Raw genomic sequence first — 19,758 nt, forward strand, 5'->3', positions numbered from 1 at the left:
TTTTTCAGTAAAATCACTTTTAAGAAGGAGGGCTTTTTATTGGAAAAAATACAGCGAATCTCCACTATCGATCTAGAACGAAATTTCCAAGAAGTAGAACGTGCACTTACCAATCAAGAAGCGTTGGAAGAATCGAATCGCTGCCTTTATTGCTATGATGCCCCTTGTATTAAGGCATGTCCCACAGGCATCGATATCCCAACTTTTATAAAAAAAATCGCCTCAGGTAATTTACTTGGCTCTGCAAAAACGATTATGACCTCCAATCCAGTTGGAGCAAGCTGCGCGAGAGTATGTCCAACAGAGGAGCTGTGTGAAGGTGCATGCGTCTTAAACCATTCCACAAAACCCATTATGATCGGTAACCTGCAGCGATATGCTACCGATTGGGCGATCAAAAATGAGCAGACTTTGTTTGAGCCTGGAACACCAAATGGTAAATCTGTTGCTGTTGTCGGCGCGGGACCAGCTGGACTTTCAGCGGCTAGAGAACTAGCTCGATTTGGATATAAAGTGACGATATTTGAAGCTGCAGAAAAAGCCGGCGGATTAAATACCTACGGGATTGTCTCTTTCCGTCTTCCGCAATCCATCTCGTATTGGGAGGTGGAACAGGTTGAAAAACTTAATGTAACAATCAAAACCAATACAATTGTTGGTAAAGATGTGTCCGTAAAGGATTTACTTGAAGATTATGATTGTATTGTTTTAGCGGTTGGCATGGCACATGTTCCTCATATAGGTATCGAAGGTGAAGACCTCGATGGAGTCTATGATGCCATTGAGTTTGTTAAGGAAACTAAAAGCGGAAGATTATCAGAGGCTTTTGTTGGAAAGCGTGCAGCTGTCATCGGTGCAGGAAATACAGCCATTGATGGTGCCACCTGTTCCGTACGTTTAGGTGCAGAAAATGTAAAAATATTATACCGTCGAACAGAAGTGGAAATGACAGCCTATGATTTTGAATTTGAATTTGCTAAACAGGACGGTGTAGAATTCCGCTGGTTAACAGCACCTAAGAGAATTATTGGGGATGAGAATGGAAAGGTAACGGGAATTGAATGTATCAAAATGAATCTTGGTGAGCCTGATCAAGATGGACGCAGAAGACCTAATCCAGTTGAAGGATCTGAATATATCATTCCGGTTGACGCTGTTATCAAAGCAATCGGTCAAACAAGACACCTTGAGCTAATTGAGGCACTAGAACTACAGCATAAAAGTGGAGTCGTACAGGTAAATAAAGAAAACTATCAAACTTCCAATCCCAAAATATATGCATGTGGTGATGTTGTTTTTGGAAAAGGCAAAGGTGACGCCATGGTGGTTACCGCTGCACAGCAAGGGAAACTGGCAGCCTATAGCATTCATAAACAAATTACAGCAGTTGGTACTGCAAAATAATTTAAAATTCGTAAGGATATATTTATGTAAGCGTTTTCCTTTGTGAAAGGATGTTTCTATAAAAAAGGGGTGAATTCATATGGCTGATTTGAGTATTAATCTTGCAGGAATAAAATCTCCTAACCCATTTTGGTTAGCTTCTGCACCTCCAACTAATTCAGGGTATCAGGTTCAGCGAGCATTTGAAGCAGGGTGGGGTGGTGCCGTTTGGAAGACATTAGGTGACCCCATCTTAAATGTTACCTCCAGGTTTGCGGCGATAAGTTTTAACGGACAGAGAGTTGTTGGGTTCAATAATATCGAATTGATAACCGACCGGCCTTTAGATGTTAATTTAAAGGAAATCTATGAAACGAAAAAGAGATTTCCAAACCATGCAATTATTGCATCCTTAATGATGGAGCCAAAACAAGAGAAGTGGCATGAACTGGTTAAACGTGTTGAGGATGTTGGGGTGGATGGTCTGGAATTAAACTTTGGCTGCCCGCACGGAATGGCTGAACGAGGAATGGGGTCGGCATCCGGGCAAGTACCAGCACTAGTAGAACGTCAGACGTACTGGGTAAAGGAAGTAGCAAAAACGCCTGTCATCGTAAAACTAACACCAAACATAACGGATATTACAGCTACTGCTGAAGCTGCATGTAACGGCGGAGCCGACGCTATCAGTATGATCAACACCATTAATAGTTTAATGGGAGTAGACCTTGATACATGGAATACCATTCCTCATGTTGCTGGCAAAGGTGCGCATGGCGGCTATTGTGGTCCTGCAGTAAAGCCAATTGCCTTAAATATGGTGGCAGAGTGCGCCAGGCATGCAAATATTAATGTTCCGATTTCGGCTATTGGCGGGATCTCGAACTGGCAGGATGCCGTGGAGTTTATGTTAATGGGCGCAACTGGTGTGCAAATTTGTACCGCTGCTATGCATCATGGATTCCGTATTGTTGAAGATATGATTGAAGGACTCAGTCATTATTTAGATGGCAAGGGTATTGGATCTGTTAGCGAAATCATTGGTAAATCCGTTCCAAAATATTCGGATTGGGGGAATTTGGATCTTAATTATAATATTGTCGCAAAAATCAATACCGAGGTGTGCATCAACTGTAACAAGTGCCATATTGCCTGTGAGGATACCTCCCATCAATGTATTGATAGGTTAACAGACGAGAACGGGAATGGTTATTTGAAAGTTAGAGAAGAGGATTGTGTTGGCTGTAATCTTTGCTCTATTGTCTGCCCTGTTGATGGAGCAATCGATATGGTGGAAGTGCCATATGAATTGCCTCCGATGACCTGGAATGAAAGACAGTCTGCCTTGAGTCTTGCGGCAGAATGTAAGATTGATATTCACAAATAAGAAGGGAGAATTGGTATGAAGAAACTGATTAAAAACGGAACGATTGTAACTGCCTCAGATACCTATACAGCAGAAATATTAATTGAAGACGGAAAAATATCTCAGATTGGCACGAATCTTTCAGCACCGGGAGCAGAAATAATCGACGCCAATGGCTGTCTTGTTATTCCTGGTGGGATTGATCCTCATACACATTTAGATATGCCTTTTGGAGGAACCGTGACAAAGGATGATTTTGAAACAGGAACCATGGCGGCAGCTTTTGGGGGAACAACCACGATAATAGACTTTTGCTTAACGAATAAAGGTGAACCGTTAAAAAATGCAATCAAAACCTGGCATGCAAAATCGAGAGAAAAGGCAGTTATCGACTATGGCTTTCATTTAATGATTGCTGAAATCAATGAAAATGTCTTAAATGAACTTCCTAATGTAATCAATGAAGAAGGTATTACCTCTTTCAAGGTGTTTATGGCCTACAAAAACGTTTTCCAGGCAGACGATGAAACGCTTTTCCGAACCCTTGTTTCAGCCAAAGAACATGGAGCGCTTGTGATGGTCCATGCTGAAAATGGAGATGTCATTGATTATTTAACGAAAAAGGCCATTGCAGAAGGAAACAGAGACCCAATCTATCACGCATTGACAAGACCACCTGAATTAGAGGGAGAGGCAACGGGAAGAGCAGCGAAACTGACCGGACTGGCAAACTCCCAACTATATGTGGTTCACGTTTCTTGTGCAGATGCGGTGGAAAAAATCGCCGAAGCACGCAGCAAGGGCTTTAATGTTTGGGGCGAAACCTGCCCACAATATTTAGTCTTAGATCAAAGTTATTTAGAAAAGCCAAATTTTGAGGGTGCTAAATATGTTTGGTCACCTCCACTACGAGAAAAATGGAACCAAGAGGTGTTGTGGAATGCTTTAAAGAGCGGTCAGCTTCAAACGCTTGGATCTGACCAATGCTCCTTTGACTTTAAAGGACAGAAGGATTTAGGAAGAGATGATTTTACCAAAATTCCAAACGGTGGACCGATAATTGAAGATCGACTATCGATTTTATTCTCTGAGGGGGTGAGGAAGGGACGTATTAGTCTTAATCAGTTTGTTGATTTATCTTCCACTCGAGCGGCTAAATTATTTGGCTTATTCCCGAAAAAAGGAAGTATTGCCGTGGGGGCTGACGCGGATATTGTAATCTTTGATCCACAAGTGGAAAGAGTGATATCTGCTGAAACTCACCATATGGCGGTCGATTACAATGCCTTTGAAGGAATGAAAGTCACTGGAGAGCCAGTATCCGTACTATCACGAGGCGAATTCGTCGTGCGGGATAAGCAGTTCGTCGGCAAACCAGGTTCAGGTCAATATTTAAAGAGAGCCAAATACAGTGTAAACGCACCATTAAACCAAAACGAAACCTTATCCATTTAACAGCATCAGATAAATTACCATTTTCTCCATTCATTGTTGAACGACTCCTGCAATTGCTTGCTATTCCAAGCAATTGCCCCTTTAAATAACGTCTGTTGTTGTCGGTGATGTGAATTTGAACGTATAAATTCTAGTATCTAAACCGAAAAGGAGTGTTCATATGAAAAAAAGCCACTTAAAGTCTTCAGATTTATTACCAATTCAACAAAAAGATAGAAAAGTTACAAAGCTAGGATATTCATTTATGTGGGTAGGGATGGTTGTAGTACTTGCTACCTTTGCCATTGGCGGTGCAGGGGTTCAAAGTCTCTCATTACCACTCGTTATTCTTGCAACCATCATTGGCTCACTCGCCATCGGATTTTTTATATCCTTAATTGCGGATATCGGCATAGAGCATGGCCTGTCATTTCCTGTGTACATGCGAGCCCCATTTGGAACCATTGGAACCCATATTCCTTCGATTACAAGGGGAGTTACCGCGTCTGCCTGGTTTGGGATTAATACCTATTTCGGTGCGACAGCTATGAACGGCATTTTAAATATTTTATTTGGATTTGATAATTGGTTTGTCTGCTTCTTTATTTTTGCAATTGTTCAATTGGTTAATACCGCTCTAGGAATTAAGTCTATTGAGCGATTTGCAGATTTAGCAGCGCCTATCATTATCTTAATCTCCATTTGGATGTATTCTTCACTATCAGACCAAGCACAGGCTGCAGGAAGAGATGTTTGGAGCTGGGTAGAATCACCTGTTACCGGTGGTGCAGCGGTTACCGCTTTTATGGTTGTTATTTTTAGTAACATGGGCTTTTGGGCGACATTGAGTGCAGATATCCCGTCAATTTCGCGATTTATGAAAGCCCCTGTGAACGAAAAGAACTGGTTTAAGAGAAATAAAAGTTCTTTAATCGGAAACCTTATTGCCATGCCATTAACGCAAACCTTCATGATCATCATTGGTGCCGTCTCTTACATTGCGGTACTAAATGCTGATCCCGTGGTGGCACTTCAAGAATCTGCCAGCGGAATTGTCCTTGCGGTTTTACTATTGATGATCGTATTAGCCCAGTGGTCTACGAACACTGCTGCAAATGTTGTGCCAGCTGCAACGATTTTCTCTAATGTAGGCGGACCGAAGTTTCCATTTTGGGCGGGTGTTATTACAGCAGGAATCGTTGGTACGATTGTTCAACCTTGGGAGTTATTTGGCGTCATTATTCCTATTCTTCTAATCGTTGGAGGCGTATTGTCAGCAATCGTTGGTATTCTGTTTGCGGATTATTATTTAATCCGCAAAAGACGAGTAAATGTGCCGGAGTTATACGAAGACCATGGTCAATTTAGATATTGGGGCGGTGTGAATCTTGCAGGTTTAATTGCTTGGATCATCGGCGGGTATATCTCTTATCTTTTCCCGGCATATGGATTTTTAGTAGGGTTCTTACTTGGAGCAGTTATCTATTATGTCCTGGCCAAATACTGGTGGTTTAAGAAGTATCGCCAAGCTGAAATTGAAGATCCGAGTGATGCGAAATATCTGGGAATCTCAGTCGGGCGTGATTGGGTTATTGAGGAAGGTTATGAGTCTGTCATCGAGGAAGCACCTGCTAGTTTAAAATTTGACTAATGAAAATTTCTAAATTATAGGAGGATATGATGTCAGATTATCAACAATATCTTAATGAACGTGATAAGCTTGATTTTTTCATTCAGAAGGGCTTTCGAATTAATGCTGTCCATGAACACTTAGATGGTGCTTCCGTTGAGTTTTACCACCCAAGTAGCAAGGATAAAGAGACATTGCTTATTGGCACGGCAAATGCAAGAAAGTATTTTTCCAGTTTACTTATTAAACAGAATTTAGGCATAAAATGAGAGTAGAAGTATGAAAGGGGATCGGTGCTTAATGCCGTTCCTCTTTTGAAAGCTTTTGTATACAATACAAACATTTTACGATGGAGGGGAATAAATGAGCGTGACAAAAAAGGATACATCCGTTTTACAAAATTTTATTAATGGGGTCTGGGTAAGTTCAAACAGCGGTCAGACACTTAATGTCCCAAATCCAGCGACAAATGAATTACTCACAAAAGTCCCGGTTTCAACAAAAGAAGATGTGAATGATGCAGTTGTGGCTGCAAAGGAAGCTTTTAACAAGTGGAAAAAGGTTCCGGTGCCAAAACGTGCCAGAATCCTCTTTAAGTATCATAGTCTATTAAGTGATAACCATGAAGAATTAGCAAGACTGATTGTTAAAGAAAATGGTAAAGCATTTAAGGAGGCATATGGGGAGGTTCAGCGTGGTATTGAGTGTGTTGAATTTGCCTCTGGAGCACCGACGTTGATGATGGGTGAAACATTATCAGGGATTGCGGAGGAGATTGATTCGGAAATGTTCAGGTATCCTTTAGGGGTTGTTGGGGGAATTACTCCGTTTAACTTTCCGATGATGGTGCCGCTTTGGATGTTCCCTTTAGCGATTGCCTGTGGAAATACCTTTGTGTTAAAGCCGTCTGAACGGACACCGATCTTGGCTAATAGACTAGCAGAGTTGTTTTCTGAAGCGGGGGCTCCTCCTGGAGTATTAAATGTCGTCCATGGTGCACATGATGTCGTAAATGGATTGCTCAATCATAAAGATATCGCGGCAATCTCTTTTGTTGGTTCTCAGCCTGTTGCAAAGTATGTTTACGAACGAGCAGCAGCTAATGGAAAAAGAGTTCAAGCCCTATCCGGAGCGAAAAATCATCACATTGTCATGCCAGATGCAGATTTGGATAAGGCGGTCCAGCATATTATTTCCTCAACGTTTGGAAGCGCGGGGCAGCGCTGTATGGCATGCAGTGCAGTTGTGGTTGTCGGTGACAATGAACCATTCGTTAAGGCATTATCGAAAAAAGCAGATGAATTAATAATCGGAAATGGAATGGATGATGAAGTGTTATTAACTCCTGTCATTAGAAAAGAACATCGTGACAAGGTTCTCGGTTACATTGAAAAAGGAATTTCAGAAGGTGCTGACTTAATCCGTGATGGACGCAAAGAGATTAGTGAGCATTCAGAAGGGAATTTCTTAGGACCAACCATTTTTGATCATGTTACACCTGACATGACGATTGCCAAGGACGAAATTTTCGCCCCAGTTTTAAGCCTGCTTCGTGCCGGTGATTTGGATGAGGGATTGGAATATATTCGAAAATCCAGATATGGAAATGGAGCTACCATTTATACAAATAATGCAAAGGCAATCAGGCAATTCCGTGAAGAGGCAGACGCTGGTATGCTTGGTATTAATGTTGGTGTTCCGGCGACAATGGCGTTCTTTCCATTTTCAGGCTGGAAGGATTCTTTCTATGGTGATCTCCATGTAAATGGCAAAGATGGCTTAAACTTCTATACTCGTAAAAAAATGATCACATCCCGATTTGAAGCATAAAAAAGGAGGGACGGAACATGGTTCAAACAGGTCGTCCACATGAGGAATTACTTGCACAGGATGATAAATATTTATGGCATTCGATGAAGCCTTATAATCCCCAAACCACCATCGTCGCTACAAAGGCCGAAGGGTCTTGGGTAACCGATGCCGATGGAAAGCGCTATCTAGATGCAATGGCTGGATTATGGTGCGTAAATGTTGGCTATGGTAGAACAGAACTTGCAGATGCGGCATATGAACAGCTTAAGGAGATGGCTTATTTTCCACTTACTCAAAGTCATATCCCGGCTATCAAACTGGCTGAAAAATTAAATGAGATGCTCGGCGATGAATACGTCATTTTTTTCTCAAACAGCGGTTCAGAGGCGAATGAAACTGCATTTAAGATGGTCCGTCAATATCATCAGCAAAAAGGGGATGTTAATCGCTACAAAATAGTATCCCGTTACCGCGGTTATCATGGAAATTCTATGGGGGCACTAGCAGCAACTGGTCAAGCACAAAGGAAGTATAAGTATGAGCCACTTGCTCCAGGCTTCATTCATGTTTCTCCACCAGATTCCTATCGGGATGATGTTAATGTAAGTGATCCAAAGGAACTTTCATCTGTAAAAGAAATCGATCGGACCATGACCTGGGAACTAAGCGAAACGATAGCTGCGATGATTATGGAGCCTATTATTACGGGTGGAGGAATTTTAGTTCCGCCTGAGGGATACATGAAAGCAGCCAAAGAGGTTTGCGAAAAACATGGTGCTCTGTTGATAGTTGATGAAGTAATTTGTGGCTTTGGTCGAACTGGAAAAGCTTTTGGCTTTATGAACTACGATGTTAAGCCTGACATTATTACAATGGCGAAAGGGATTACGAGTGCGTACCTGCCATTATCCGCGACGGCCGTACGTAAAGAAATTTACGAAGCCTTTAAAGGAACGGAAGAATATGATTACTTCCGCCATGTGAACACCTTTGGCGGCAATCCAGCTGCTTGTGCCCTGGCATTAAAAAACCTAGAAATTATGGAAAAAGAAAACCTGTTTGACCGTTCGCGAAACCTTGGGACACAATTGGTCAACGAATTAACGAATCTTCTTCAGGAACACCCATTTGTGGGGGATGTACGTGGAAAGGGATTATTGGTTGGAATTGAATTAGTGAAGGATAAGAAGACAAAGGAACCTTTAGATGTGTCGCTAGTTAATCAAGTAATCGCCAACTGCAAACAGGAAGGGCTATTAATTGGCAAAAACGGAGCTACTGTTGCGGGATACAATAATGTATTAACTTTATCGCCGCCATTAAATATAAAGCAGGAAGATATTACTTTTATTATTAAGACAGTTACAGAGTCACTTAAGAAAATCAACTAAATATATAAAAATCCTAAGTGCGGGAAGATCATACTTAGGATTTTTTGTCTATAAGACTATTTAATAACGATTGGAATCCTGCCATTCAAAAGAAAAGCATCGCTTAAATGGTGCCTGTATTCGACTTGTGCATAAGAGCTAATTGGGCGATCAAACCTCATCAACACATCACAGCGCTGGGCAGTAGACATTTCTATCGGAGTACCTGCAGGAACTGTATATGGGTGATTATACCGACCAAATGGAGGAACACCTAATGAACGACCATCAACTGCAATAACGACAACATCAACTGGGAAGGTCACCTTGATTTTGGTATATGCACCACATAATAACCGGATTAGAATGTTCTGATTTCTTCTAGCGTTAACAGAAATCTGCATTCCAGCCACACCACTATTTAATGAAGCAGGGATGGTTAATCCAGGTCGAATAGAAACAGTACTGCCAACGCGTCCTGGGAAATTAACTCCGGTGACAACAAAGTAATCAGGGTTGTAATCATGAAAGGAAAAGAATTCTTCATTTCCTCTGTCATTCGTGTGAAACTCATCGTTAACTCCTGGTCTATCACCATGTTCAGGAAAGGTCTGATGAGCATGCTCAGCCTGATCCCGCCAAACAGAATCAATATCGTCAATAACCCAGAGTGCCTCAACATCGTAGGGAACGGTCATCGCATGGGGATCACCACTTTCAAGATTACCGCCGATAAAGCCAGGGAATTTAGGGAAGTTGCTTAAGTTTGCTGCTGTCCGGCGCGGATAGCCGCCAACATTTTTACCATCGCTCGGATCATAAGCATCTGGTGGTTCAACAATTAAAAATCCGTAAAGTCCAAAATCAAAATGTTGGATGGTGTTCCTGTGGCAGTGGTAAAAATAACTTCCGATGTGATTGGGCTGCCATTGATAGGTATAATCACCGATTTCCATAGAGGTGTGTCCGACCCCATCATTCATGGCAGTCGGTTCAATCCCATGCCAATGTATCGTATGCGGTGCCTGACCATGTCCTTCAACTGTGGCATGGAAAACCACCCCGCGAGGTACTCTGATTGTAGGACCAGGGAAGGTTCCGTCAAATGCATCAGGGATATCATTATCCCCAATGAGAAAGAAATTAAGCTCACGTCCATCCCACATCTTAAGTTCAGTGCCGTGCATTAAATGTGGTCGAATTGTATTCGGAAGTAAATTTGTAGCTCCAGCCACGGTTGATGCAATAAATGCAGGAACCGGATTTGTCGGCTCTAGCAGTTCAGGGGTAGGTGGACTTTCTTTCGGCGGATTAAAGCTTTTAACCCATGTACCTTCATTTCCTTCTACGGATCTTCTTGGGATCTGATTAACTGGTTTTGTAAAAGACATATCATTTCTCCTTTGTTTCAAAAAGATTTCGAAAATTAGTGTCCTTCATGGTATACATCTGGTCCTGCTGCCGGTCCCGTTGCCTCTGGACCATGAATGGTTGAAGCATTAGGGAAGGTTGTGACTCCTCCAGGTGTATTCCGGTCACCAATAAAATGTAGTCCACTCATCATCCCTAATCCGTAATTCCCGCCTTGCGCACTTTGGCTAGCTTCAGAGTGATCATGCATCGGATAACAAATGGGTGATAATTGAACAGAGATATCGAAATCTCCAGCCTCTTCCCCGCGTTTTGGCATAAACGTTCCCAACTCTTCAGTTGGAGGCCAGACGGGGTGGGGAGCAGATCCTGAAATACGTGGATTAGGAATGGAAATCAATGGTTTATCCGGAAGTCCAATTCCCCTTTCATTAGGCACATCTGGTGGTCTGGTAAAAGGAACAACCCATTCGATAACGTCAAGTGGTTTGACCGTTAAGGTATCCATCCAAATCGGATTTTCTTCCACTACTCCATTTTTTCCCGTTGCATATACATGGTTTGCATGAATATGCAACGAATGCATAGAAATCCCTGCGTTGAGTATTCTGATGACAGCTGGTTCTCCTACCCTATGATGTGGGGTAATGGTTGGATTATGAGCTGCAAACCATCCGGAATGACCGTTTATGGTAAAATAATCAGGTTTTTTATTTAATCCATCTGATCGAAATTGATCCCTTTGATAGGCACTTATAAATTGTGCAGCAGGATAATCTCTTCCTGGCGGATAGTTTCCAACTTCAGCAAACAAACGGGAACTAGCTGCATGGAGCAGCCATACATATTGTCTAAAGGCCGGTGTATGTGTTGTTGGGTCTCCTTGTTCCCAGGCTAATCCAGGGAAGTGGGAGGTTGATCCAAAATCATCAAATAACTGTTGCACGGCAGGTGTCGGATTAGCATATGGCGTGAACTTATGTCCTGGAGCAGCCTCGCTCGGCTTAACAATCAATGCTCCATGAAGACCCATTACACGATTCACTGGTGCATTAAGGTTGTCATAATACAAATAAGTCCCTGCCTTGGATGCGATAAATTCGATATTCTTTGTCGCTCCAGGTGCAATTGGACCACTGTTCACCATACCTGGTATGAAAAAAGCATGTGGTTCGTCAAGCCCATTTGTAATGGAAACCTTAATGAGACTTCCTTCAGTAGTAAAAATATGTGGTCCAGGAATTTCTGCTGGGAAATTAGCCTCTTTGTACAACCAAAAGTAGCATTGTGCTTGGTTAATAGAATTATGTGTAGCCATGTCTTTTATAGCGTCTGTAATGGTAAAGTTAAGTTCCTGCACCTGTTTAACAGCAAAAAGTGAATTATTGGATATCCACGCAGGCATCACACTTCCTACAACTAAAGCAGCAAGACCACCACCTGCATATTTAACAAAATCTCTTCGTTTCATCTTTACCTCCTTAAACAGTCTAGAGAAATGGTTTTACCACGCAAAAGGCCTATGTATATCCACAGAAATTCGAGTCTAACTCCAGGGATACCCAGTCCAAAGTCACAAACCGTTCTCGAAATAAAGACCTTATTTTAACCTGTTTGTCGTATTCAACCTCGTGCGGCTGGTACTAAATAACTATTCATTTTCCAGTTTGAAAATTCCTTTCTTTCCTACAAGTTGACAGCAATTTTTTTATCGAGGATATTTTTGGAAATATGACAAATTACTTGCACGAGTGATATGAATTATAGGTAAAAAGGCTCAATTGAAAACGAAGTATATCTGTTTTTGATTTTATAACGAACGCGCCGAGATGAAGTATAAATATAATGTCGAAATTATTCTCTGTATAACATTTTACTTATTCATAGATTCATAATTTTACGAGTTAGATTTATTTTTTTGGCTAAAACATGCTATAGTATATTGACTATTTAGAGTAATTAAAGGATGAAAACGATGATGAAGACGGTTTATATGAAAGAGTGGCATCAGGCACTGCAAAACGAAATAATTTTCTTGAAAAAGTATGGCAGTAACAAATATAGAGTCACCAATGGCAGGCTGTTGTCCAACGATGGGACCTTTACCTATTATTTTGATACGGCATTCTCATTAAAAATACCAGTAGGTTCTTCTATTACGATTGTATGGGGCGGCATAAAACAGGGAGGGCGGACCCTTTCTTCTGAGGGTAAGGGGATCATTGTTCAATTAGAACAATCGTTGGGTGACTTAATACCTGAAGCCTATATCTATCACGATCCTTGGGAGCTGCTTGAACAGCTCATCGAACGGTTAGATGAAATCAACAAAAACAAGCAGAAACGTTTAAGGGTCAACCGATTAATGGACCCTTCAATGCCCGCAAAGCATCCCGTAGATAAAATCAAAAGCAATGTCCATGAATTAGTTCTACGCTCAAAATACAACCCCGTTACCTTTGTGTGGGGACCGCCTGGAACCGGTAAAACCTATACCCTTGCACGGGTTGCTGCAAATAAATATTTTCAAGAAAAAACGGTACTTATTCTATCGCATAGTAATCAAGCAGTAGATGTATTAATCAGTGAGATTTCTGCTTTTATAAAAAAGAAAGACCGGTTCAAAGAAGGGGATGTGCTTCGGTATGGATCAAATACCAGCGTGGGAGAGGATAGCGAAGAAGCACTTACCACCAGTCAGCTCCTCCAGAAACAGGAACATAGTCTTGTAGAAGATAAAAATGCATTAATAGAAGAAAGAAAAAAACTAAAACAAGATATTGCCCGTTCCTTTAGTAAAAGGGATACAAATCAGCTATTGGAACTTGAGAAAAAGATTGCAAGAGTGCTTGAAAAAATACGTCAAAAAGAAATAGAGTTTGTAAAGAACGCCCTTTTGGTGGGGTCAACACTTGCCAAAGCAGCAAGTGATCCTGCTATATATGGTAAGGAATTTGATGTTGTTATCGTGGATGAAGCAAGTATGGCGTATGTTCCACAGGCAGCATTCGCCGCTTCGCTTGGTAAACGAGTAATCATTTGCGGGGATTTTAAACAATTACCGCCAATCGCTTCCTCTAGAGACTCGCTCGTAACAAAATGGCTGAAAGAGGATGTTTTTCATCGAGCAGGTGTTGTAGATTGGGTTGAGGAGGGTAAGCTCCATCCGCATTTATTCTTATTGAAGGAACAGCGAAGAATGCACCCAGAGATCTCTGCGTTTACCAATCAATACATTTATCATTCACTTGTAGGCGATCATTCAAGTGTACTAAGCAGCAGGGAGCAGATTGTTGATTACGCACCTTTTCCTGGACGAGCTGCCATCCTTTTAGATACAAGTTATATGGGTGCTTTTTGTATAAATGAAAAAAGTTCTAATTCAAGGTCCAATCTATGGCAGGCTCTGATTTCTTTTCAATTGATTCATGAATCTTATCTAGGTGGTGCGCGTTCCATTGGGTATGTAACTCCCTACCGTGCACAAGCAAACTTAATGGATCTCTTGCTGCAGGATTTATATGAAAAAGAACGGTTAACGGCAGATATTGTTTCTGCGACCGTCCACCGCTTTCAAGGCAGTGAAAGAGATGTTATGATCTTTGATACAGTTGATTCCAATCCGCAGGAACGAGCGGGAATGCTACTAACGGGAAAAGATAGTGAACGACTCATTAATGTGGCAATTACAAGAACAAAGGGAAAATTTATTCACGTCTCTAATATCGCCTTTATCCGTAAACATGTCTATAATAGGAAAACGATTCGGCAGTTGGTTGAACATCAAGAAAAACATCAACAAAGTGTCAGAACAAAGGATATTGGCTCTTGGATTAAAAATCAGCATACTAATTTAAAGTGGATCCATGCACTAAAATTAGACAAGGTTCTTAAGGACATAGAAAATGCCCGGTCTTCCATCGTGATTTCCTTACCAGTAACAATTGTTTTACCTGAGTCATGGATAAATGTTTTAGTTCATCGTAATTCGTACGCCAAACTTACCGTTATTTCTGAGAAACCAATTCCAGAAATACAGCCCGACTCATGGCAGGAGGCTGCATGTTCCTTCCCGTTTGTCGTCATTGATGAGCATATTCTCTGGCTCGGTTTTCAGTTAGGAAGAGGAAAAGGGTTACAGCCTCCTTTTATTGCAGCAAAATTAAATTCAGAAAAAGTATGCGATTATTTGATCGGACAATTATTAACAAAAGACTTTGAATAAAGAATGTGAGCAATATTTTAATTTTCAAAAAACATCCTTGACAATTTGCTCATTTCTTTAGATAATAAATAAAATTACAAATTGATAATGGTAAGGGATTAGTAAACTTGGGAACGTGAAAGAGAGTGAAACCCACAGGCTGTAAGGTTTCTCACGCGAAAGAGATTGAACCTGCCCTTTTCACACCGCTTATGAAAACATAAGCCGTTTTCCCTCGTTACGGAGTCAAAGTGGATGCTAAAAGCATCAATGAAGGTGGTACCGCGGAAACGATTCTTCCGTCCTTTTATAGGGACAGAAGAATCGTTTTTTTATTTTTTTAAGAGGGGTTAGAGGAAATGAAGAAACAACTCGTGGTTGTAAAAATAGGAAGCAGCTCGTTAACAACAGCTTCAGGTACGATATCAGAAGAAAAAATTCGTGAGCATGTCGAAGCACTGGCATGCATAAAAGAACAAGGTCATGATGTCATACTCATCTCTTCCGGAGCAGTCGCAGCAGGATTTGGGGCGCTAGGGTATCCGGCACGGCCAAAAACTTTAGCAGGAAAGCAGGCTGCAGCCGCAGTTGGACAAGGATTGTTGATGCAGCATTATCATTTACAATTTAAAGAATTTGGTATTGTCCCAGCACAAATTCTATTAACAAGAGAAGATTTTTACAGCCTTGAGCGGTTTCACAATCTTTACAATACCATATCGGAGCTGCTTCAAAAGGGCGTTATACCGATTATTAATGAAAACGATTCTGTTTCGATTGAGGAATTAACCTTTGGTGATAATGATATGCTATCTGCGCTCGTAAGCGGGTTTTTACATGCGAATGCATTAATTATCTTAACGGATGTAAATGGCTTATATAATGGAAACCCAAAAGTGATGAAGGATGCAAAAAAATATGACTTCATTCCGAGGGTTAGCGATGTCCTGCTTGAAGCAGCAGGAGGCAGTGGTTCTTCCGTTGGAACAGGCGGCATGAAATCGAAGCTACTGGCAGCGAAAAAGGCCCTTTCCTTCGGGGTGAGTGTCTTTGTCGGGACCGGTCAGGGCAGGGAGGAACTTTCCAATATACTGGAAGGTCAAGGTGACGGAACGTATATTGGAGGCTCTTTCCAGACGCAAATGCAAAAGAAAAAGCAATGGATCGCCTTTCATTCTCATACTGCCGGTATTGTGGAGATAGATGATGGGGCAGAAGAGGCAATTGTTACAAATGGAAAAAGTTTGCTGCCTGTTGGTGTTACGAATGTTATTGGTGATTTTAACGCAATGGATGTTGTTGAGGTTCACAATCGAAGAGGTGAATTGATTGGTAAAGGACAAATCTATTATTCTGCAAAAAATCTTCAAATGGTAAAAGGTTTACCAGGCGAGAAAACGAAAAATTTTTCTATCAATAAAAGAGCAGAAGTGATTCATCGAAATAACTGGGTCTTTTTGCCGGAGGAGTGAAATTTACTATGAGTGAATTATTAGAAAAAGCCGTAAAACTAAGAGCCGCATCAAAGGTTCTTGCTATTCTCTCTACTGAAGAAAAAAATGAAGCCTTAGCAAAAATGGCTGACCGATTATTGACAGAGAAAGAATTGATCCTTACTGAAAATGCTAAAGATATTGTAGCAGGAGAGGAAAAAGGATTTTCGCCTTCTTTGTTGGATCGTTTATTGCTTACGGAAGAAAGAATCGAACAGATTGTAGAAGGAATTCGCCAATTGATTGAACTTGAAGATCCAATCGGGGAAACGATTGAAGCCTGGGAGCGGCCCAATGGTTTACAAATTCATACAGTTCGTGTTCCACTCGGTGTCATCGGAATGGTGTATGAAGCTCGTCCGAATGTAACCGTTGATGCAGGAAGTCTTTGCTTAAAAGCCGGAAATGCCGTTCTGTTAAGAGGAAGCACTTCTGCTCTCCATTCGAATAAAGCACTAGTTAAAGTGATGCGTGAGGCTCTCGCAGATAGTAAAATACCCGCAGATGCGGTACAGCTGCTTGAGGATACGAGCCGGGAAACAGCATCGCAAATGTTTAAGCTAAATCAATATCTTGATGTACTTATTCCTCGCGGAGGTGCAGGTTTGATTCAATCGGTTATTGAAAATGCCACCGTTCCTGTGCTTGAAACGGGTGTGGGAAATTGTCATATATATATTGATGAAACTGCACAAAAACAAATGGCCGTTGATATTACGATTAATGCAAAATTGCACCGACCTTCTGTTTGTAATGCCGCTGAAACTCTTGTCCTTCATGAGGATTGGCCACATATATCAGAGATCGTTCATTCCTTAAAGGAAAAAGGAGTGGAGCTTAGAGGGGATGAAGAGCTAGCAGCGCAATTCCCATTTGTGAAAATTGCGGTCGAAGAGGACTGGAAGAATGAATTTTTAGCACCGATTCTAGCCGTGAAATTGGTAAAGAGTGTGAAGGAAGCCATACAACATATCGACCAATACGGAACGAAGCATTCAGAAGCCATCATCAGTGAAAATGATGAAAATGTACGGTTATTTTTCCAGGCAGTCGATGCAGCCGTTGTCTATCATAACGCCTCTACTCGTTTTACCGATGGGGAACAATTTGGCTATGGAGCTGAAATTGGAATTAGTACACAAAAATTACATGCACGCGGTCCAATGGGGCTTAGAGCCATTACTACCACTAAGGCAATTGTGCAGGGAACAGGTCAGATTCGTTCATAATAAGTAACAGAGAACAAGGTAGATTCTTGTTCTCTATTTTTTTATCCAAAACGATAGGGTTTCTGTTATAATATTATCCAAACATATATTCTTATTTTGGAGAAGGTGAGATTCTTGACTAATACCATTAAAATAGCTGTTAGGACGCTCGTGGAACATGTTTATAGCAGTGGCAGTATTGACTCCAGGTTCAGAACACAGTCCACGATGTTAGATGGAACAAGAATTCACCAAAAAATTCAACGTACATATCAAGATTCTGATCAAAAGGAAGTTTATCTTCGAGCTGATCTCCCCTTTAAAGACGTCGTATTCACTATTGATGGAAGATGTGATGGTTTATTATTCCGGAATGGAGAGGTAATCATAGATGAGATTAAATCCACCTCTCAGCCGATGGAACACCTTGGTCAAGAGGGTATACCTGTTCATTGGGCACAAGCAAAAATGTACGCTTATATATATGCCAAGGACCATCAGTTACCGGAGATTTTTGTACAGCTTACCTATGTGCAGGTTGAAAGTGATGAGAAAAGATATCTAAAAAATTGTTTTACATTTGAGGAACTAGATGTTTTTGTTCATGAGGTGGTAGAGAATTATTATCCCTACGCAAAACTACTTCATGATCACCGTAAAGCGCGGAATGAAAGTAGTAAACAACTGATTTTTCCATTTGATTCTTACCGTGCTGGTCAAAGGAAACTAGCTGGTGGTGTTTATAAGACGATCTCAGAAGAAAAGAGTTTGTTTGTTAAAGCACCAACTGGGATTGGCAAGACGATTTCAACCTTTTTCCCGGCTGTCAAAGCAATAGGTGAAGGATATCTAAATCGAATCTTTTATCTTACTGCTAAGACCATTACCAGGACAACGGCAGAAGAGGCTGTAAAACGAATGCGATCATGCGGGCTATGTATGAAATCCGTTACGATTACGGCGAAAGACAAGGTTTGTTTTAAGGATGAGACCAAATGTCAGAAGGATTTTTGTGAGTTTGCTGATGGTTATTATGATCGAATAAATGAAGCTGTATTAGATATTGTATCAAATGAAAACCTTATGAATCGTGAGGTAATCGAGAAATACGCTCGCAAACATACCATTTGTCCTTTTGAATTCTCAATTGATCTTGCTTATGCAGCTGACGCTGTCATTTGTGATTATAATTATATTTTTGATCCTCGTGTATCGTTAAAACGATTGTTCGAGGAGCAGAAGAAGTCAACACTTTTGTTAGTTGATGAAGCTCATAATCTGGTTGATCGCGGAAGAGAAATGTTCTCTGCTTCCTTAAACAAGGATACGTTTCTTCAATTAAAAAAGGAATTTAAAACTGTCAATAAGGTTATATCTGATTATGCTTCAAAAATAAATGCCTGGTTTATTTCATTGAAAAAAATCCATGGCGAGCAGAGTGAATTTACTTTGGTGCAGCTTGATGAAGAATTGGTTGAGTTGTTAACCCAATTTAATGAAGGTGCCGAACTTTATCTACAAAAAGAGAACGCCCCAAACCTACTGGAGCTGTACTTTCAAGTCAATGCTTTTTTGAAAATAGTTGAATTACTTGATGAGCATTATGTGATTTATGGAGAGAAAAATAAAAACAATCTAGCATTAAAATTGTTCTGTATCGATCCATCCAAATTACTGCAGAAAATGGGAAAAAACTATCGTTCAAAAGTCTTTTTTTCAGCCACACTATCTCCGTTATCTTATTATCAGGATATACTAGGCGGGCAAGTGGATGATTATTCACTGTCAATTCCTTCGCCCTTTAAAGAAGAACAGACAGATATTTTTATTAAACCGCTCTCGACCAGATATCGTGACCGAGAGAGAACCAATGAGCCAATTGCATCAATGATTCATGCATTAAGTCAAAATCGACCAGGTAATTATTTAGTTTTTTTTCCATCCTATCAATATTTACTTGCGGTATATGAGCAGTTCGTTACAGAATTCCCAGGAATACATACCTTACTTCAAGGTGCGGGAATGTCAGAGCAGGAAAGAGAAGCATTTTTAGAAAAGTTCAAACCAAATCAATCAGAGACACTGATTGGATTCGCCGTACTAGGCGGTGTTTTTTCAGAAGGTGTCGATTTAAAAGGTGATCGGTTAAATGGAGTGGTGGTGATAGGTGTAGGTCTGCCGCAACTCTGTTATGAACGGAATCTGATAAAGGAACATTTTAATCAAAAGGAAAAGAGCGGTTATGATTATGCCTATGTATTTCCTGGAATGAACAAAGTTTTACAGGCGGGCGGACGGTTAATTCGTTCGGAAGAGGACCACGGGACCATTGTGCTGGTAGACGACCGGTTTTTACAGAGGCAGTATCAAGATCTCCTGCCACAAGAGTGGCGGAGTTTTACGGTCATATAGGTGCATTTTTATCTAATTGGATGAAAGTTTGACTATTTACTCTAAATTCACTAAAATTAGACTATATAATCTAAT

General features: G+C 40.9%; 13 protein-coding genes. 11 read left to right on the forward strand and 2 right to left on the reverse strand.

What is annotated here, in order from left to right:
* Positions 1 to 39: 39 nt before the first annotated feature.
* From ABC255_RS14970 to ABC255_RS15000, 7 genes are all read left to right on the forward strand, one after another.
* The gene (locus ABC255_RS14970; protein ID WP_412994640.1) at positions 40 to 1,404 is read left to right on the forward strand and encodes an NAD(P)-dependent oxidoreductase; all 1,365 of its coding nucleotides are present in this window, start codon (positions 40 to 42) and stop codon (positions 1,402 to 1,404) included.
* A 79-nt stretch (positions 1,405 to 1,483) separates the two neighbouring features.
* Positions 1,484 to 2,770: an NAD-dependent dihydropyrimidine dehydrogenase subunit PreA gene (preA, locus tag ABC255_RS14975; protein WP_412994641.1), complete on the forward strand. Its 1,287-nt coding sequence runs from the start codon at positions 1,484 to 1,486 to the stop codon at positions 2,768 to 2,770.
* A gap of 15 nt (positions 2,771 to 2,785) precedes the next feature.
* Positions 2,786 to 4,204: a dihydropyrimidinase gene (hydA, locus tag ABC255_RS14980; protein ID WP_412994643.1), complete on the forward strand. Its 1,419-nt coding sequence runs from the start codon at positions 2,786 to 2,788 to the stop codon at positions 4,202 to 4,204.
* Positions 4,205 to 4,364: 160 nt separating this feature from the next.
* Positions 4,365 to 5,834, forward strand: coding sequence for an NCS1 family transporter (locus tag ABC255_RS14985; RefSeq protein WP_412994645.1), 1,470 nt, complete (start codon positions 4,365 to 4,367; stop codon positions 5,832 to 5,834).
* Between the two features lie 29 nt (positions 5,835 to 5,863).
* Positions 5,864 to 6,082 (forward strand): hypothetical protein, encoded by a 219-nt coding sequence (locus ABC255_RS14990; RefSeq protein WP_412994646.1) that lies wholly within the window; start codon positions 5,864 to 5,866, stop codon positions 6,080 to 6,082.
* 94 nt (positions 6,083 to 6,176) lie between these two features.
* A complete protein-coding gene (locus tag ABC255_RS14995; protein ID WP_412994647.1) occupies positions 6,177 to 7,643 on the forward strand; it encodes a CoA-acylating methylmalonate-semialdehyde dehydrogenase in 1,467 nt (488 codons plus the stop codon).
* A 17-nt stretch (positions 7,644 to 7,660) separates the two neighbouring features.
* Positions 7,661 to 9,016 carry an aspartate aminotransferase family protein gene (locus ABC255_RS15000; protein ID WP_412994649.1) on the forward strand — a complete coding sequence of 452 codons (1,356 nt, stop codon included), beginning with the start codon at positions 7,661 to 7,663 and terminating at the stop codon, positions 9,014 to 9,016.
* Positions 9,017 to 9,072: 56 nt separating this feature from the next.
* On the opposite strand, the gene ABC255_RS15005 is transcribed toward ABC255_RS15000, so the two are convergent.
* Together ABC255_RS15005 and ABC255_RS15010 are read right to left on the reverse strand one after the other, a co-directional pair.
* Positions 9,073 to 10,386: a multicopper oxidase domain-containing protein gene (locus ABC255_RS15005; RefSeq protein ID WP_412994650.1), complete on the reverse strand. Its 1,314-nt coding sequence runs from the start codon at positions 10,384 to 10,386 to the stop codon at positions 9,073 to 9,075.
* A gap of 35 nt (positions 10,387 to 10,421) precedes the next feature.
* On the reverse strand, positions 10,422 to 11,837 hold the full coding sequence (locus tag ABC255_RS15010; RefSeq protein WP_412994651.1) for a multicopper oxidase domain-containing protein: 1,416 nt from the start codon (positions 11,835 to 11,837) through the stop codon (positions 10,422 to 10,424).
* A gap of 504 nt (positions 11,838 to 12,341) precedes the next feature.
* On the opposite strand from ABC255_RS15010, the gene ABC255_RS15015 reads away from it, so the two are divergent.
* The 4 genes from ABC255_RS15015 (at position 12,342) to ABC255_RS15030 (ending at position 19,683) form a co-directional block, all read left to right on the forward strand.
* The gene (locus ABC255_RS15015; RefSeq protein WP_412994652.1) at positions 12,342 to 14,591 is read left to right on the forward strand and encodes an AAA domain-containing protein; all 2,250 of its coding nucleotides are present in this window, start codon (positions 12,342 to 12,344) and stop codon (positions 14,589 to 14,591) included.
* A 338-nt stretch (positions 14,592 to 14,929) separates the two neighbouring features.
* A complete protein-coding gene (gene proB, locus ABC255_RS15020; RefSeq protein WP_412994654.1) occupies positions 14,930 to 16,042 on the forward strand; it encodes a glutamate 5-kinase in 1,113 nt (370 codons plus the stop codon).
* 8 nt (positions 16,043 to 16,050) lie between these two features.
* Entirely contained in the window at positions 16,051 to 17,292 is a 1,242-nt protein-coding gene (locus ABC255_RS15025; RefSeq protein ID WP_412994656.1) for a glutamate-5-semialdehyde dehydrogenase, read from the forward strand.
* A gap of 114 nt (positions 17,293 to 17,406) precedes the next feature.
* On the forward strand, positions 17,407 to 19,683 hold the full coding sequence (locus ABC255_RS15030) for an ATP-dependent DNA helicase (protein WP_412994657.1): 2,277 nt from the start codon (positions 17,407 to 17,409) through the stop codon (positions 19,681 to 19,683).
* Positions 19,684 to 19,758: the final 75 nt, after the last annotated feature.

This window comes from Neobacillus canaveralius (assembly GCF_047237705.1).
GTDB classification, from domain to species: Bacteria; Bacillota; Bacilli; order Bacillales; family Cytobacillaceae; genus Neobacillus; species Neobacillus niacini_K.

Excerpts from the sequence above, each read along its gene's own strand:
- preA (WP_412994641.1), top strand. The coding sequence starts at position 1,484 with ATGGCTGATTTGAGTATTAATCTTGCAGGAATAAAATCTCCTAACCCA.
- hydA (WP_412994643.1), top strand. The coding sequence starts at position 2,786 with ATGAAGAAACTGATTAAAAACGGAACGATTGTAACTGCCTCAGATACC.
- ABC255_RS14985 (WP_412994645.1), top strand. The coding sequence starts at position 4,365 with ATGAAAAAAAGCCACTTAAAGTCTTCAGATTTATTACCAATTCAACAA.
- ABC255_RS14990 (WP_412994646.1), top strand. The coding sequence starts at position 5,864 with ATGTCAGATTATCAACAATATCTTAATGAACGTGATAAGCTTGATTTT.
- ABC255_RS14995 (WP_412994647.1), top strand. The coding sequence starts at position 6,177 with ATGAGCGTGACAAAAAAGGATACATCCGTTTTACAAAATTTTATTAAT.
- ABC255_RS15000 (WP_412994649.1), top strand. The coding sequence starts at position 7,661 with ATGGTTCAAACAGGTCGTCCACATGAGGAATTACTTGCACAGGATGAT.
- ABC255_RS15005 (WP_412994650.1), bottom strand. The coding sequence starts at position 10,386 with ATGTCTTTTACAAAACCAGTTAATCAGATCCCAAGAAGATCCGTAGAA.
- ABC255_RS15010 (WP_412994651.1), bottom strand. The coding sequence starts at position 11,837 with ATGAAACGAAGAGATTTTGTTAAATATGCAGGTGGTGGTCTTGCTGCT.
- ABC255_RS15015 (WP_412994652.1), top strand. The coding sequence starts at position 12,342 with ATGATGAAGACGGTTTATATGAAAGAGTGGCATCAGGCACTGCAAAAC.
- proB (WP_412994654.1), top strand. The coding sequence starts at position 14,930 with ATGAAGAAACAACTCGTGGTTGTAAAAATAGGAAGCAGCTCGTTAACA.
- ABC255_RS15025 (WP_412994656.1), top strand. The coding sequence starts at position 16,051 with ATGAGTGAATTATTAGAAAAAGCCGTAAAACTAAGAGCCGCATCAAAG.